8 protein-coding genes and 5 pseudogenes are annotated in these 15,310 nt (G+C 61.5%); 5 read left to right on the top strand and 8 right to left on the bottom strand.

The annotated features are described in order from the left end of the window. Positions 1–192: 192 nt before the first annotated feature. Positions 193–399: pseudogene (locus K4G67_RS15785) on the top strand (IS3 family transposase); the annotation flags it as partial. A 291-nt stretch (positions 400–690) separates the two neighbouring features. Here the strand turns inward: K4G67_RS15785 and K4G67_RS15780 are convergent. Continuing rightward, positions 691–2,040, bottom strand: a complete 1,350-nt coding sequence (locus K4G67_RS15780; protein ID WP_239807244.1) for an ATP-binding cassette domain-containing protein — start codon at positions 2,038–2,040, stop codon at positions 691–693. A gap of 1 nt (position 2,041) precedes the next feature. On the opposite strand from K4G67_RS15780, the pseudogene K4G67_RS15770 reads away from it, so the two are divergent. Next, positions 2,042–2,522: pseudogene (locus K4G67_RS15770) on the top strand (IS6 family transposase); the annotation flags it as partial. A gap of 100 nt (positions 2,523–2,622) precedes the next feature. Here the strand turns inward: K4G67_RS15770 and K4G67_RS15765 are convergent. From K4G67_RS15765 to K4G67_RS15750, 4 genes are all read right to left on the bottom strand, one after another. Next, complete coding sequence (locus K4G67_RS15765) at positions 2,623–3,633, bottom strand: SDR family oxidoreductase (RefSeq protein WP_239807243.1); 1,011 nt, start codon at positions 3,631–3,633, stop codon at positions 2,623–2,625. 79 nt (positions 3,634–3,712) lie between these two features. Then, positions 3,713–6,952 carry an efflux RND transporter permease subunit gene (locus tag K4G67_RS15760; RefSeq protein WP_239807242.1) on the bottom strand — a complete coding sequence of 1,080 codons (3,240 nt, stop codon included), beginning with the start codon at positions 6,950–6,952 and terminating at the stop codon, positions 3,713–3,715. After that, complete coding sequence (locus tag K4G67_RS15755; protein WP_239807241.1) at positions 6,949–8,286, bottom strand: efflux RND transporter periplasmic adaptor subunit; 1,338 nt, start codon at positions 8,284–8,286, stop codon at positions 6,949–6,951. Before K4G67_RS15755 ends, K4G67_RS15760 begins: the two co-directional genes overlap by 4 nt. Positions 8,287–8,295: 9 nt before the next feature. Beyond that, positions 8,296–9,807, bottom strand: a complete 1,512-nt coding sequence (locus tag K4G67_RS15750) for an efflux transporter outer membrane subunit (RefSeq protein WP_239807240.1) — start codon at positions 9,805–9,807, stop codon at positions 8,296–8,298. A gap of 494 nt (positions 9,808–10,301) precedes the next feature. On the opposite strand from K4G67_RS15750, the pseudogene K4G67_RS17805 reads away from it, so the two are divergent. Further along, positions 10,302–11,007, top strand: a pseudogene (locus K4G67_RS17805) (IS6 family transposase); the annotation flags it as partial. A gap of 255 nt (positions 11,008–11,262) precedes the next feature. Next, positions 11,263–12,033: pseudogene (locus tag K4G67_RS15735) on the top strand (IS5 family transposase). Between the two features lie 169 nt (positions 12,034–12,202). Here K4G67_RS15735 and K4G67_RS15730 read toward each other — a convergent pair. Next, positions 12,203–12,568, bottom strand: a complete 366-nt coding sequence (locus tag K4G67_RS15730) for an EthD domain-containing protein (protein ID WP_239807238.1) — start codon at positions 12,566–12,568, stop codon at positions 12,203–12,205. On the opposite strand from K4G67_RS15730, the gene K4G67_RS15725 reads away from it, so the two are divergent. Further along, the gene (locus K4G67_RS15725) at positions 12,567–12,740 is read left to right on the top strand and encodes a hypothetical protein (protein WP_239807237.1); all 174 of its coding nucleotides are present in this window, start codon (positions 12,567–12,569) and stop codon (positions 12,738–12,740) included. The genes K4G67_RS15730 and K4G67_RS15725 overlap by 2 nt on opposite strands. A 58-nt stretch (positions 12,741–12,798) precedes the next feature. On the opposite strand, the pseudogene K4G67_RS15720 reads toward K4G67_RS15725, so the two are convergent. Then, positions 12,799–13,965, bottom strand: a pseudogene (locus K4G67_RS15720) (acyl-CoA dehydrogenase family protein). A 72-nt stretch (positions 13,966–14,037) separates the two neighbouring features. Next, positions 14,038–15,153, bottom strand: coding sequence for an NADH:flavin oxidoreductase (locus tag K4G67_RS15715; RefSeq protein ID WP_239807236.1), 1,116 nt, complete (start codon positions 15,151–15,153; stop codon positions 14,038–14,040). Positions 15,154–15,310 lie beyond the last annotated feature (157 nt).

The following is a 15,310-nucleotide window of genomic DNA, read 5'->3' as shown; positions in this document are numbered from 1 at the left end:
CCGCCTAAACATCAATTCCCAGACGAGGCCCAAGCTCCGCTAATTTACGCAGCTAGGTGTGCCAAATGTTCTGACGACGGACAAGCGATCGAGATCGGGAGGCATCGCCGGAACGCCCTTAGGCTTGCACCGCTAAGCACGTAATCGGAAATGGATCCCAGCCGCATCAATATCCGGATCGCGCTCACTGTCCTGCAGCGAAAGGCACGCGTTCTGAACGAATGCACTGCCAATCTCACGCTCGAAAACCGACTGCTCCCAACAGAGGATGATCGCGGATGGGGGCAACGAACATTGAGATGCCAGGCATCCGGGAAGCTGGAGATTATCCGCATCGTCGAGCAGTCGCATTTGCCAACCAAACGCACGCTGGATCAACTCGGCATTGCCCGACGGACCTGATACCGCCGATATGATCGCTACCGAGCCGGCGGACCGGAAGCGATCGAGGATCGACATCCGCAGTAGAGATAGTCGGAAGTATGTGCATCTCGCTTCTCGTTCTCCTAAACCGGACGGCCAGCAACCGGCCCGGCGCCGACGCCAGCGAGCGGCCCAGGTTCTGCCACAACTATGAACCCAAAAGGATTCACATGTCCAGCAACGGGAGTGGCCGATTTGGGTGGGTAGCGGAATAGCAAGTTTTGGCTCGTGGCCCGGTCTGGCATACCGTAAAAGCGTGACAAGCCATCAGACATCGACAGTCCGCTCGATTGCGATCCTTTCAAGAAACGATGCGTCATGGCTGGCCACCAGCAGCGCGCCATCGAATTCCCGCAGGGCGTTCTCCAGAACTTCGATGGTTTCGATGTCGAGGTGATTGGTCGGCTCATCCAGTATGAGCAGCCAGGGCGCCTCGACGCCGAAGGTCACAGCAAGGCTGGCGCGCAATTTCTCGCCACCGGAAAGCGAGCCAACGATTCGGCAAGCGTCGTCGTTTCGAAAGCCGAAACGAGCGCATACCGCGAAGGCGGCTTGCGTATCGAGATCGCGATGGAAAGCGCGGACGTTATCGACGACGCTAAGCCCGGCGTTCAGCAACTCGGCGTGTTGATCGAGTAACGCGGTGTGGTCCTCCGCCCGATAAATCCGGCCTGCGACCGGAGCAAGTAGTCCTGTCGCGCTCTTCAACAGGGTCGTCTTACCAGCGCCATTCGATCCGCGCACTGCAATACGCTCCGGGCCATTGATACGCAGCGCCCAAGGACCGAGCCGCCGGTCATCGAACTGCGCCTCCACCGCATCGAGGGCCAACACTCTGGTGCCGGACGCCAGTCCGCTCGCCGGCAGGGCGATCTTGAGGGGAGTTACGACCTCCAACCGAGCGCGCGCTTCCTCTTGACGCTGCTTGGCCTCGGCGACGATGCGACTGCTGACGGATTTCCCCCGGCCGCCGCTGTTCTGCGCGCGTTCCGCCCGCGCATCGAGCACAATCTTCGGTTCCGATCCCCGAGCCGCATTGGCGCGCCCCGCCTTGTCACGTCGCGCTTTGGCTTCCAATCGCGCTTGAGCCGAACGTTCGGCCCGCCGGACGGCGGCCTCGGCCCGTTTGCCCTCGTCGGCGATACGCCGCCTTTCGCTCTCGCGCGCGTCTGCGAATGCGCCCCAGCCACCTCCGAAACTGACAACACCGATGGGCGTAAGTTCGACGATCCGGTCCATTGTTCTCAGCAAGTGCCGGTCGTGGCTTGCGACCAGTACGCCACCACGCCAGTCGCGGATCAATGCCTCAACAGAATTGCGCCCCTCTGTATCGAGATTGTTCGTCGGCTCGTCCAGAAGGAGAAGGTCGGGCGCTTCGATGCGCAATCGTGCAATGCCGATGCGGGTTTGTTCTCCCCCGGACAACGTGCCGAGCTGCCGTTCCAGCGACACAGAAGCGAGCCCTACCGCCTGAACGGCCGCATCTACCTGATCTTCCAAACCCCAATCAGCTTTCGCGAAATCATCGCTCGTTCCGTTTCCGGAAAGAATTCGACGCAGCCTCCGGGCTTCTTCGGCAATGCCGAGCGCCTCTTCTATGGTGCAGTTCTCCGGCATTCGCTGGCGAAGGAACTGGCATCTCGACGAGATGTACGTCCGCATCAATGGCGAGATGGTGTATCTGTGGGGTGCCGTCGATCACGAAGGTGAGGTGCTTGAAAGCTACGTCACCAGAACCAGGGACACGGCAGCCGCCCTACGCTTCATGGAAAAAAGCGCTGAAACGCCACGGTTCGCCGGAGGTCTTAACGATCGATGGACTGCGATCCTACAAAACAGCGATGACGGACCTCGGAAATTCGGCGAAGCAGGAGACAAGCCGGTGGGCGAACAACCGAGCCGAAAACTCACATCTGCCGTTTCAACGAAGAGAACGAGCGATGCTGCGCTTCCGGCAAATGAAATCGCTGCAGAAGTTCGCCTCGTTTCATGCTTCCTTCCACAACCACTTCAATTCCGCACGACACCTCGCCGACCGAAAAACTTACAAGATCCTCCGGTCAGCAGCGCTCGTTGAGGGCTACAACCCCATGACGTGAAGAATGTCGAAGGAACGGCGCATTCTGCAAAACGGAGAGCACTCCGCATCCGACTGACAGCTCCCGCAATAGGGTTGCGTTTACCGCTGATATAGCGCGATCAGCGTTTCATCATCCGATATGCGGCCCACAGCCCGGCGGCGGTCATGAACGCGCCGCCTGCCGCGATCGCGGTGGGCGAACGCCGCGCGGTGGTCAGGGTCGACCGGCGCCGACCCGTCTGCGTGTGCGAGCGTTCGCGCCCTGCATCCATCGGCATGAACAGATTGCCAGCGTGATCCTGCCGCGCTGCCGGGTCGATCAACGTATGCTGCGTCGTATCGCCCAATCGGTCGCGCAGGCCCGGTGCATGTTGACCTGCCAGGACGGTTGCCAGACCGCGCCCGCCCACATGCATGTCGCCGCGCGGATGGGCGACCGCATCGACCACCGCGCGCGCGACAACCTCAGGGTCGTAGGCGGGGACGGGGATTTGCGGATCGCCGTCTGCATGCACTGCGGCATGTTCGGCCAGCGGCGTCGCCACGCCCGCAGGCAACAGTAACGTTATCGCGACAGGCACGTCCTGCGCGATCAATTCCTGGCGCAATGCCTGTGTAAAAGCGCGCATCGCATGTTTGGACGCGGTATAGGCGCCCAGAATGGCACTCGGCACTTCGGAGCCGATGGTGCCCATGTTGATGATCGTCCCGCCCTTGTCCCGCAAATGCGACAAGGCAATGAGCGAGCCATGCACGACGCCGAAATAATTGGTGCGGAACAGGCGTTCGTGCTCATCCTCCGGCGTTTCGGAAAGGCGCGCGTAAATGGCGACGCCCGCATTGTTGACCCAGGCGTCGAACCCGCCGAAGCATTCGATGGTGCGCGCGGCCGCTGCCTCGACCGCTTTGCGATCGCCCATTTCGGCGACGGCATAATCGGCGATGCCGCCTTGTTCCGCGATCCGCGACACGATGGTTTGCAACGCTTGTTCGTTCCGCGCAATCAGCATGACCCGCGTGCCCGCCGATGCCAGCATGCGCGCGCTTGCCAATCCGATGCCCGAGGTGGCGCCGGTAATGACGACGGTCTGGTCCGCAACCGGACGAAGCTTGATCCTGCTAATGGTCATCTCCGCTCATCCCGCCGCCGTCCGCAAAATGCGCAAGCGCCGAAGCGGGTTCCGCCAGTGCGAATTTTCGTGCAGCCCTTTAGGCGCCCGCCTTCTTTCGCGTGAGCAGCATGTAAAGCGCCGGAACCACGAACAGCGACATGACCGTAGACGACACGAGCCCGAATATGATCGTGAGGCAAAGCGGGCGATACATCGCATTGCCGATCGCCAGCGGGACAAGACCGACAATGGTGGTAACCGAGGTCGTCAAAATCGGGCGCAGACGATCTGCGGCGCCGCATGCGGCGGCCTCGATTTTGTCGGCCCCGGTCTTTAAATGCCGGTTCATCGTATCGACCATGACGATGCCGTTGTTGGCCACCACCCCGATCAAGGCGATAACCCCGACCATCGCGAAGAACGAGAACGACAGCCCGAACAGCCAGAAGAACGTGAACGATCCGATCAACGCCAGAGGCATGGTGGTGATAAGGATGAACGCCTGCGGAAAGCTGTCGAACATGATGACCAGCACCCCGAACACCAGGATCAGCGCCACGACCAGCGCAATCGCGGCAGACCCGAACGTTTCGGCGGATTCCTCGGCCTCACCCGCGATTGCATATTCGTAACCGTCCGGCCATTCGGACGCCATGGCGTCAAGCTCGGGCCGGATCCCCTCGATTATGTCGTTCACCGCCCGGTCCTGGTTCTTGGCCAGAACGGTCAGGCTGCGCTGGCCGCCGACATGAGTGATCGATATCGGCGCCTCGTCCTGTACCGGCTCGACGACCTGCGCCATTGAGACCGATTGCCCGTCGCGCGTGAAGGCACGGGCGAGAGCAATATCGTCAAGCCGTGCCGGCCCTCCGTCGGCCCCTGGATCACGGCCCGGCCATGCCGTGCCCATGCGGATGTCGAGATCGTCGTCGGTGCCCTCTGTCGGGAAGGTGCCGATGGTGTCGTTGGCCAGGGCGAAGCGCACCTGCGCCACCACATCGGCAAGATCCAGCCCGAAGAAATCGAGCGCCTCGCGCTGCGGTATGAGCCGGACCTCGGCATTTACGTTGCCCAGATTATCGCGCACGTCGATGACCCCTTCCGTCCGGTCGAGCAGGTCCTGCACATCCTGCGAAAGCCGTTGCAACGTGCCGTAATCACCTCCCGTCAGCAGGATTTCCACCGGATCGCCCGCGGGCGGCCCGCCCGTTTCCGGCACCACAAGCAAGGTCGCACCCGCCACGTTCGCATCGAGCCATTCGGAAAGTTCGACCCGCAATTGTTCGGCAAGGACATAGCTTGCCTCATCGCGCTCGCTCTCGTCGCGGAATATCGCGGAAAACCCGACGAAATTTTGCGCCTCGGACGGTTGCAGCGACGATGCGGCCGATACCGAGGTGAACGGGCTTTTGCGCCCAACCAGCTTGATCACGCTTTCGAAATAGGGTTTGTCCCGCAATATGGCGCCCACCGCGACAGCCACGCGCTCGCTTTGGTCCAGCGTGGTTCCGGCGGGCAGCTCGACATCGATGCCCAGTGTCTTGCCATCGGTATCGGGATACAGCTCCATCGGCGTTTGCATGAACAATACGATGGACAGGACAAAAGCACCGAATGCGGCGATGACGATAGTGCGCGCCCGCTTCTTGCTCGACAGCACATTGTTCTTCGTGAAATCGTAAAGCCAGGCAGAGGCCTGTTCGCTCAACCGGTCGGCCTTCGATTTTTCGCGCTCCTCGTCGCTCTTCGCCTCGGACTCCAGCAGGTATCGCGACAGCGGCACACAGATCAGCAGTGCCACCACGTAAGCAAGCGCGAGACAGGCGATGGCGGTAATCGGCAGGACGCGGATGAACTTGCCCGACACACCGCCGATTGCCATCAACGGTGCCAGCGCGAGTATCGTGGTCAGCTGGCCGGCGAATGCGGGCACGGCGAATTGCCGGATGGTGGAAAGCGCCGCTTCGTCGAACCCGTGGCGCTTGACGTAGATTTCATCGTGCAGCCCCTCCATCATCAGGATGAAAACATCGACCAGCAGCCCGAGCGCCAGCACCATGCCGATGATGACCAGCTCGTTCAGCGTGTAGCCCAGCAGCATGATGACCAGCAGCACGCCCGCAAAGGTCACCGGCACGGCCAGCCCGGCAATCAATCCCTCGCGCCATGTCAGCACCAGCAGCAGGATCACGAATACCGCCAGCATCGCCTGCCAGCCATTGTTGAACACGCCGATCAACGCGTCCCAGATGGTTTCCGCCTCGTTCTGCGTCACGGCATATTCCACGCCCGCCGGCCAGTCATTGCCGTCGTTCATGATTTCCAGCTCGTCCCGAACGAGATCGACAATCTCGATCGTGTCGGCCCCCGGCGTTTTCTTGATCGAAAGCGACACGCTGGGGATAAAGGCGCCGCTGCCTTCCTGATAAAACGCCTTGCTTTCCTCGGTTTCCAACGCGCGTTCGACCGTGGCCACATCGCCCAGAAGGATCGGCGCACCGCTCCCGCCGAGCGAGTCTATACGGGTGACGGGCAGCCGGGCCAGATCCTCCGGCGTGCGGAAACGTCCCTCCATCCGGACCACGGCCGATAATTGCTCTGTCTCGATCTCGCCGAACGGCTGATCAAGATTGGCCGATTGCACCGCGTCGCGCACCGCCGTCGGCGACAGGCCGAGCGCCAGCAGCCGTTGCGGATCGAGCAGGATGCGCACGATTTCCTCGCGCGCGCCGCCAAGCTCGACCTCGTTCACGCCCGACAATCGCTCGAGCCGATCCTGCGCCCGTTCGGCCAGATTGCTGAGCGCGACATCGCCCGCCTCGCCATAAAGGGCAACGGTCATGATCGGGCGATCGTCGACCGAGACCTGTTCCACGCTCGGTTGTTCGGCCTCGGCGGGCAATTCGGAGCCGGCCTGATCCACCGCGGCGCGCAGACGCTGTATCGACGATTGCGCATCGGCATCGGCCTGAAACTCGACCGAGATGAGCGAAAAACTGTCGAAGGACGCGCTATTGATCGTGTCCACCCCGGCAAGCGAGGTCAGCTCGTCCTCGATCGGCTGGGTGATTTGCTGTTCGATGGTCTGCGGGTCGGAGCCGGGCCACTGCGTGGAAATGGTCGCCTGCGGAATTTCCAGATCGGGAAGCGATTCCTTTACCAGCTGGGTATAGGCCAGCAGCCCGCCCACGCTCAGGATCAAGAGCAGCAGGATACCGAAGGTCGTCTTCAGGAAAAAGAAATTGGCCGCCGTGTTCGTCGTGCCCTTCTCGGCGGAACCCTGCGAACCGGCGTCCCTATCCTCGTGCTGCGCGTCGCCCGGTGCCGGATCGCTCATTTCAAGTCACCCGTCGCGCCCGCCGATCGCGCGCTGCGGCTCAAGATACGGACCCTGTCGCCGCCGCTCAACCGACCATTGCCGGAATAGACGACCCATTCCCCCTTGCGAATGCCGGACAGGACGGCGCGCACATCCGTACCGCTGCGCCCGACTTCGATATCGCGGCGTACCACCGTGCCTTTCTTGGGGTCGTAAACGAAGGCGAAGGGGCGATTGTTCTGAAACCGAATGGCCCCGAGCGGGATCGCCAATGCCTCCTGCGCTTCGGCACCGCTGATCCACAGCGATACGAATTCTCCATCGCGCAATTCGCCTGCGCCCGACACGGTGCGGATCTTCGCCTGAAATGTACGTGTCAAGGGATCGAGCGAGGGGCTGATGGCGGTGACGCGCCCGCGCACCACGAATTCCTGATCGGGGAGGGGCGGGGTGTTGGCGGGCGCGCGCGGCGATTTACTGCCCGGCTGCGCGTTGGTCATGCCTTCGTTGCTACGGATCAGCACGTCATCGCCGACCGTCACGCCGCTCGCCGAGAACGACGGGATATCGACGGTAATTTCGTATTGCGAGGCATCGATGACCAGCGCCGGCACGGTCGAAAGCGCCGAGCTTTCATCGCCCGCCTGAACATATTCGGGCGAAAAATAGCGGCCGCGTTCGATATTGAGCCGGGCCAGCGTGCCCGAAATCGGCGATACGATGCGCGTTTCCGACACGGTCACATCGGCCGCATTGCGCTGCGCACGGGCCGAGCCGATCTGCGCCCGATTGGCCGCGACCTGCGCGCGCGCCTGCTGCACCGCGGCGCGTGCCTGTGCAAGCTGCGCCTCCGCCTCGTCATATTCCTGTTGCGATGCGCTGTCCTGGGCAAGAAGGACCCGGTATCGTTCGAACGTGGCGCGCGCCAGTTCAAGCTGTGCCTGCGCTTCGTTGAGCGAGGCCTGCGAGGCGGTCAGCTCGGTCCGCGCCCCGGCCAGCGTGGCTTCGGCTTGTGCGGCTTCGGATTGCGCGCGCGCCGGTTCGATCCGCGCGATCAGCTGTCCGCGGCGAACCGGCGATCCCGCGTCGAGCCCCGGCGCGATATAGGTGACGCGGCCGGCCTGTTGAAACGAAAGGAACTCACGCCGGGTCGCCCGCGCCGTCCCTTGTGCATAGATGTATGATTGGATCGTTTCGTCGGAGGCGCGCGCGATCCGCACGCTGGCCGCGGGAGCCTGGGTGCTGCTTTCCGCCTCGCTCTGTCCGTCGCCGCACCCGCTCAACACGAATGCGAAGCCCAGCAGGATCGGGGCGAGGGCGCGGGATAGGTTCCGGCGACTTGGAATTGGCATGAGGCGTGATCAATCCTGCGAAATGGCGGGGGCCTGTACGGCGGGCGGCATATCGCCGAACCCGCCGCCCAGCGCCTGGTGAAGTGTGACGCGATTGTCGAGCCGTGCCGACACCGCATCGAGATAGGCGGCATTGGCGTCGAGCGCGCTCTGCTGGCTTTCCAGCACGGTCACGAACGGATCCAGCCCGGCGCGGTAGCGATTGAACGAAATCTCGACCGAAGCGCGTGCCGCCTCGGCCGCGACTTCCAATGCCTCTTGCCGGGCGAGCAATTGCTGATCTGCGGCCAGCGCCGTTTCCACCTCGGTCAACGCTTGCAGCACCGTTTCGGTATAGGCGGCGACGGCCTCTGCCTGCACCCCGTCGGCCTGGGCAAGCTGCGCGCGCAGGCGTCCGCCTTGGAAGATCGGTTGCAGGACGGAACCCGCGATGGTCCACACGAAAAATTCCCCGTCGAGCAGGTTTTCGAGCGCGCTGCTCGACGTGCCGGCATTCCCGGTCAGCGATATGCCCGGAAGAAACGACCGCCGCGCCGCATCCAGGCGAAATCCGGCGGCTCGCAATTGCCACTCCGCCGCGCGAATGTCGGGACGGCGCAGCAACAGATCGGCAGGCAGCCCGGCGGGCGGCGCCGGAGGCACGGCAGGCAGGGCCGATGCGGTCGCCACCTCGCCATCGGGGTAGGCGCGGATAAGCTGGTCGAAACCGCGCGTGACACGCACCAGCCCCTCGCGCTGCTGCGCCAGCCCCGCGCGCGCCTGCCCCAGATTGGCAATGGCAAGCGTCCGGTCGTTGGGTGGGGCGATGCCGACCTTCGCGCGGTTGTTCACCTGGCGCGCGACCTCGGCGATCGCATCGACCAGTTCGCTGGAGACGGCAACCTGCTGATTTGCGGTGACGACATTGAAATAGTTGCGCACGACTTCGGCAGCGATGGATTGCCGCGCGGCGCGCAGGTTTTCGCGGCTGGCGAAATATTCGGCGCGTGCGGCCGCGCTTTGCGCGGAAATCCGACCCCAAAGGTCAATGTCCCATGAAACCCGACCGGTGAGCTGGAAACTATCGTTGACGAAACTGGTCGGACTATCGTCGCCATCGCCGTCGTTGCCGCCATCCGCGCCGCCTAGAATGGCGCCGAACCCGCTACCGGCCAGGTTCTGCCGGCTGCGGCTCGCGTCCAGTCCCGCCGAAATTTGGGGGAACAGGTCAGCCCGCGCAATACGTGCGGCCGCCCCCGCTTGTTCCATTCGGGCAATGGCCTGCAGCACGGCGGGGCTGCTTTCCACTGCACGTTCGACATAGCGGGCGAGCAACGGATCGCCAAATCGCAGCCACCAGCGTTCGTCGATCTGCGCGCTCTGATCGGGGGCGGCGGCAAGAAAGCTGTCGGGCGGCTGCGCGACGACCTGCGAAAGGGTGGGCGGCGGCGTCGCACCCGGCGCGCAGGCGCCAAGCAGTGCCGATACCGCAATCGTCGCTCCCACGCGCAGGGAAGCAGTAGGCGATCGTAACCGTTTCATCGCGGCGTGATTATGCCGGGCACGGTGGCTTGGCAACTGCGTTGCATGAGCGAATGACGATTGCAGGGGGCGATCAGCCATGATGGCGGCGTTGATCGGCGCAGGGGGATGCCAAGCATCAATGTAATTATGCCGGCACGGCAATTCGCGCGACGCAATCGGAATACAAAAACTTGCGAACCCGCCGCTTTGTGCGGTTCCATCGTGGGGGCGATTTTGGGTGCGCGGCAATTCGGGTCGAGGGTGCTGTCGAGAGAATTGTACCTACTTCGCCGGGAGTCGTCCGCCTGATGGTAGTGACCCATGTGCGTTTTCCTTTGCCTTTGTGCAAAGTCGAGAATCCTCTGTCGGAACACGGCATCGACATCGACAATGAAACGGTAAGTTGCTGTAGCTTTGGCGAGCCCTCGATCACGGGGTTGAAGTCCTTGAAGGTGTACTGCCAGAAGGATAGTGCATCTGGCAAAAGCCGCGGTGCCGGGTAGGGGAGGCTGATGCCCCGAGCCAAGAAACCAGCCAACTCGTTCCGGTATTTCCATTCTTCGCCGGAAGTCATCCGACTGGTCGTGATGATATATGTCGGATTTCCGCTTTCGCTGCGGAACGTGGAAAACCTCCTGTCGGAACGCGGCATCGACATTTGCCATGAGACGGTCCGGTTGTGGTGGAACAGGTTCGGTCCGATGTTCGCGGCCGACATTCGCCGCCAGCGGGTAAATCGGATGCGCGGTTTTCGCCATTGGCAATGGCACTAGGACGAAATGTACGTCCGCATAAACGGTGAGATGATGTAACTCTGGCGTGCCGTCGATCACGAAGGCGAAGTCCTAGAAAGCTACGTTACCAAAACGAGGGACAAGGCAGCTGCGCTACGCTTCAAAGAGGGCGCTGAAGCGCCACGGATCGCCGGAGGTCATAACGACCGACGGTCTGCGTTCCTACAAAGTTGCGATGTGCGACCTCGGAAATTCGGCGAAGCAGGAGACAGGCCGCCGGGCGAACAATAGGGCTGAGAATTTACATCTGCCATTCCAACGACGCGAACGAGCGATGCTGCGCTTCAGGCAAATGAAGTTGCTACAGAAGTTCTCGGTTCATGCCTCCTTCCACAATCACTGCAATTCCCAACGTCACCTCGTCGACCGGGAAACTTACAAGGTCCACCGTTCAGTCGCACTGGCTGAGTGGCAGAACCTCATGGATTTAGAATGTCGAGAGAAGGGCGCACTCTGCAAAACGGAGAGTACTTTGCATCCCACTGACAGCTCCTATGCACCCTAGTCCTGGCCGCAGTCAGGTGATCGCTTAATGTGACCGACCAGCGTGGTGTCGCTTAACAGGCGCCGCTATCGACCGGAGAAGGTTCGACCCTATGCCCCTAGGCGGTAAACTCATAAACTGAGTTGCGCACTGCGGCAGAGATTGATTCAAGGCTTCTGGAAAGGAGCCTTGCCGATGCGCCGCCGTTTTGAACTGACAGATTTCGAGTGGTCGGTGATTGAGCCGTTGCTTCCCAACAAGCCACGCGGTGTGCCCCCGCGTGGATGATCGCCGGGTGATCAACGGGATATTGTGGCGGTTTCGCACCGGCAGCCCCTGAGCGGATATTCCCGAGCGCTATGGTCCGCACACCACCTGCTACAATCGCTTCGTGCGCTGGCGCAAAGCGGGCGTATGGGATCGGCTGCTGACGGCTGTTTCACAGGCTTTCGACGGCGAACTGGTGATGATCGACAGTTCCTCCATCCGGGTCCACCAGCACGGTGCGACCCTAAAAAGGGGGACCCAAATCGCTGCATGGGACGTTCCCGAGGTGGTTTGACGACCAAGATCCATGCGCTGGTCGATGGTCGAGGACTGCCGATCCAGTTGCACTTGTCCGAAGGGCAGGCGAGCGACTGTAAGCAAGCTAAGCCGCTACTAGGGGCAATGCCGCCGGGCAGCACTTTCCTTGCCGACAAGGCCTACGACAGCGACGCCATCCGCCAGCGCATCGCAGAGCAAGGCGGTTTCGCCAATATCGCCGCCAAACGAAACCGCAGACAAGGCTTCGCCTTCAGCGCCTTCCTTTATCGCTATCGCAACCTGATCGAACGCTTCTTCGGAAAACTCAAACACGCCAGAGGCTTGGCAACCCGATACGGCAAGCGCGCCGACAACTTCCTTGCCGCCATCAAGCTCTTCTCAGCGCGGCTGTGGATCAATGATAATGAGTCTACGGCCTAGCCGTTATTGCCCCGTATTGTCATGTCGCCGACCATACGGGATGACGGTCAATAAATCTCTGCTAACTCAACCGGTCCGGCAATTATCGATACCGCGCGCCCTTCGCGGAAACCATACCATCGCTGCGTCTGTGACGATATTTGGCGCAAGGAGCCCCCCTTGTCATTCGCTACGATCCGAAATCGGTGTCGTGTTCGACGGTAGTGCAAATTCGGAAGGAAGTGCGGTCGAACAGCTTCCTTTCGTCCTCGACAATTTCGGGCGGCATGTTGTGGGTAGTCACGTAGGCCAGCGTACGGCGATAGGTCGCGTCGTCCTCGAACCATAATTCGGTGATCACGTCGAATGGCGGCTCTGCCATCGCCCCTGTTTCAGGATGGGGATGGGGGTCAAGATAGCGGCGCACGTATCTGGTCATCCCGGCAGCACGTTTCGTGGCCAGCGGCGCGTGACGATTTTCGTAATAGTCGCGGAAATCGGCAACGCTCATTCCCGGGCGCCGCTTCATCATCAACAATATCTTTTGCGTCGGCATGATCGCTATCCTTGTCTTGTCGTCTGAGCTCAACCGTCACCCCATCAAAATTGCGCTTGCGATCTTCGCCTCAACGTCGCTGGCCCGCCTTGATTGCGGCGTGCCCCTTGCCCTCGCGTGTTCCCCCCGAGGCAATTCGATCATCGATATGGCCGCGAGCCTGATCCGGTAATTGCTTTGCGCGCTCCTTATGACCGCCATGCCGCTGGAATGGGACTAAGCCGCGGCGTTCAGTAGGATTTCGGAAGATCCATGACCTTTTCCGCGAGGTAGTTGAGGATCATGTGCGGGCTGACCGGTGCGGTGCGCGGGATCATGACCTCGCGCATCAACCGCTCGACATGATATTCCTGCGCATAACCCATGCCGCCCAAAGTCAGCATGGCGGTGTGACATGCCTCGAATGCGGCTTCGGCGGCGAGATATTTGCCTGCATTCGCTTCGATACCGCATTCTTCGCCCTTGTCGAACAGGGTCGCGGCCTTCATCACCATCAGGTTCGCTGCCTCCAGCTGTGCCTAGCATTTGGCCAGCGGATGCTGAATGCCTTGGTTCTGACCGATCGGGCGGTTGAACACGATGCGTTCTCGCGCATATTTCGCCGCCCGATCCAAAGCGGCACGTCCGATACCGATGGCTTCCGCCGCGATCAGCACGCGCTCGGGATTCAGCCCGTGCAGGATCTGTTTGAAGCCGTTCCCTTCCTCGCCGATGCGATGCTCATCCGGAATCCACAGATCCTCGATAAACAGCATATTCGAATCGACCGCATGCCGCCCCATCTTGTGGATCAGACGCACCTCGATCTTTTCGCGGTCGAGGTCGGTATAGAACAGCGACAAGCCGTCGGTCTTGCGCTTCACATCCGCAAGTGGGGTCGTACGCGCGAGCAGCAGCATCTTGTTCGCGACCTGCGCGGTCGAGATCCACAGCTTCTCCCCATTGACGAGGTAGCCGCCTTCACGCTTTTCGGCGCGGGTCTTCAATTCGGTGGTGTTGAGACCGGTGTTCGGTTCGGTCACCGCAAAGCAGACCCGGTCCTTGCCCTCGGCCACGGGCGGCAGGATCGCTTGTTTCTGTTCCTGCGTGCCGAACAGGTTTACGGGCTGAAGGCTGAAGACCTGCATGTGAACGCTGCTCGCGCCTGTCATGCCTGCGCCCGATTCGGCGATGGCCTGCATCATGATCGCCGCCTCGGTAATGCCCAGGCCCGAACCGCCGAACTCTTCCGGCGTGGCGATACCGAGCCAGCCTGCATCGGCGAGCGTGCGATAAAATTCGTCCGGGAAACTCGCGTCGCGATCCTTTTGCAGCCAGTAATCCTCCGAAAACTGCGAGCACAGGTCGAGAATGGCCTTTCGAATTGCCAGCTGATCTTCGGTAAAAGCGAAATCCATGACGTCATACTCCCATGGCGACGAAAAGGGGGCAGTGCGGTGTGCGGGTCCGTTCCGCCCGGAAAGTGGGGGTCAGTTGAACTGCGCCAGATCGGCGGTGGAGAATGCGCGCATGCTTTCCAGATCGCCGGTCCTGATCTTCTGCGCCCAATCGGGATTGGTGATCAAAGCGCGGCCGACCGCGATCAGGTCGAATTCCCCACGCTCCATCCGGTCGAGCAATCCGTCAATGCTGGTGGGGGCCGATGCGTCATCGGTGAACGCATGTACGAAATCACCCGAAAGCCCGACCGAGCCGACGCTGATCGTGGCCGCACCGGTCAGCTTCTTGGCCCAGCCTGCGAGGTTCAGGCCTTCCTCGCCATCGATTTCGGGAAATTCCGGGGTCCAGAAGCGGCGTTGCGAACAATGGAAAAGATCGACGCCGGCTTCGGCCAGGGGGCAAAGCCAATCGGCCAATGCATCGGGCGTGGTGGCCAGCCGGGCCTTGAGATCCTGTTGCTTCCATTGGCTGATCCGCAGGATGATGGGAAAATCCTCCCCGACCGCCTTGCGGATTTCAGCGATGACTTCGGCCGCGAAGCGCGAACGCTCCTTCAACGTGGCGCCGCCCCAGCGGTCTTCGCGGTGATTGGTATCGGCCCAGAAGAATTGATCGACGAGATATCCGTGCGCGCCGTGCACCTCGACGCAATCGAAGCCGGTGTTCTTTGCATCCTCGGCGGCCCTGGCGAAGGCGGCGATGGTGTCGGCAATATCCTCTTCGGACATGGTGCGACCGCGCGGCACGCCTTCCTTGAAAAGGCCCGACGGGCTTTCGAAGGGGGCATCGGGTTCCCACTCCATCGAACTGCTCTTGCACGATCCGACATGCCAGATTTGCGGGCCGATCGCGCCGCCTGCTTCGTGCACCTTGGCGGTTACCTTTCGCCACCCGTCGAGCGATGGGCCGTAGAAGAACGGAATTTGGGGTTCGTTCCGGGATGCCGGCCGGTCCACGACCGTTCCTTCGGTCAGGATCAAACCCACGCCCCCCGCAGCGCGGCGACCGTAATAATCGACCTGCGGCTGGCCGGCGATACCGTCCTTGGCAAATCCACGCGTCATCGGTGCCATGACGATACGATTGGGCAGGGTCATCGACTTGACTGTGAATGGCGCGAACAGGATGTCCGTATTGCGGGCCATGGGCTGATACTCCTTTGCGTTTCGTGTCACGATCTGTGCACGCGGTCGCCTCGGAAACCCAACCACGGAATGTTTAGCCCGTCCTATTCATGAGGCTACCGCTTCGTGTTGTTCGGACGGCGATGTGGCGGTGCCTGATTGATCAAGGCGCACGCCT

Source organism: Croceicoccus hydrothermalis (assembly GCF_022378335.1).
GTDB lineage: Bacteria > Pseudomonadota > Alphaproteobacteria > Sphingomonadales > Sphingomonadaceae > Croceicoccus > Croceicoccus hydrothermalis.
This window is presented reverse-complemented; position numbering and strand designations above follow the sequence as displayed.

Coding starts and splice junctions, on each gene's coding strand:
- K4G67_RS15780 (WP_239807244.1), bottom strand. CDS start 2,040: ATGCCGGAGAACTGCACCATAGAAGAGGCGCTCGGCATTGCCGAAGAA.
- K4G67_RS15765 (WP_239807243.1), bottom strand. CDS start 3,633: ATGACCATTAGCAGGATCAAGCTTCGTCCGGTTGCGGACCAGACCGTC.
- K4G67_RS15760 (WP_239807242.1), bottom strand. CDS start 6,952: ATGAGCGATCCGGCACCGGGCGACGCGCAGCACGAGGATAGGGACGCC.
- K4G67_RS15755 (WP_239807241.1), bottom strand. CDS start 8,286: ATGCCAATTCCAAGTCGCCGGAACCTATCCCGCGCCCTCGCCCCGATC.
- K4G67_RS15750 (WP_239807240.1), bottom strand. CDS start 9,807: ATGAAACGGTTACGATCGCCTACTGCTTCCCTGCGCGTGGGAGCGACG.
- K4G67_RS15725 (WP_239807237.1), top strand. CDS start 12,567: ATGATCGCTATCCTTGTCTTGTCGTCTGAGCTCAACCGTCACCCCATC.
- K4G67_RS15730 (WP_239807238.1), bottom strand. CDS start 12,568: ATGCCGACGCAAAAGATATTGTTGATGATGAAGCGGCGCCCGGGAATG.
- K4G67_RS15715 (WP_239807236.1), bottom strand. CDS start 15,153: ATGGCCCGCAATACGGACATCCTGTTCGCGCCATTCACAGTCAAGTCG.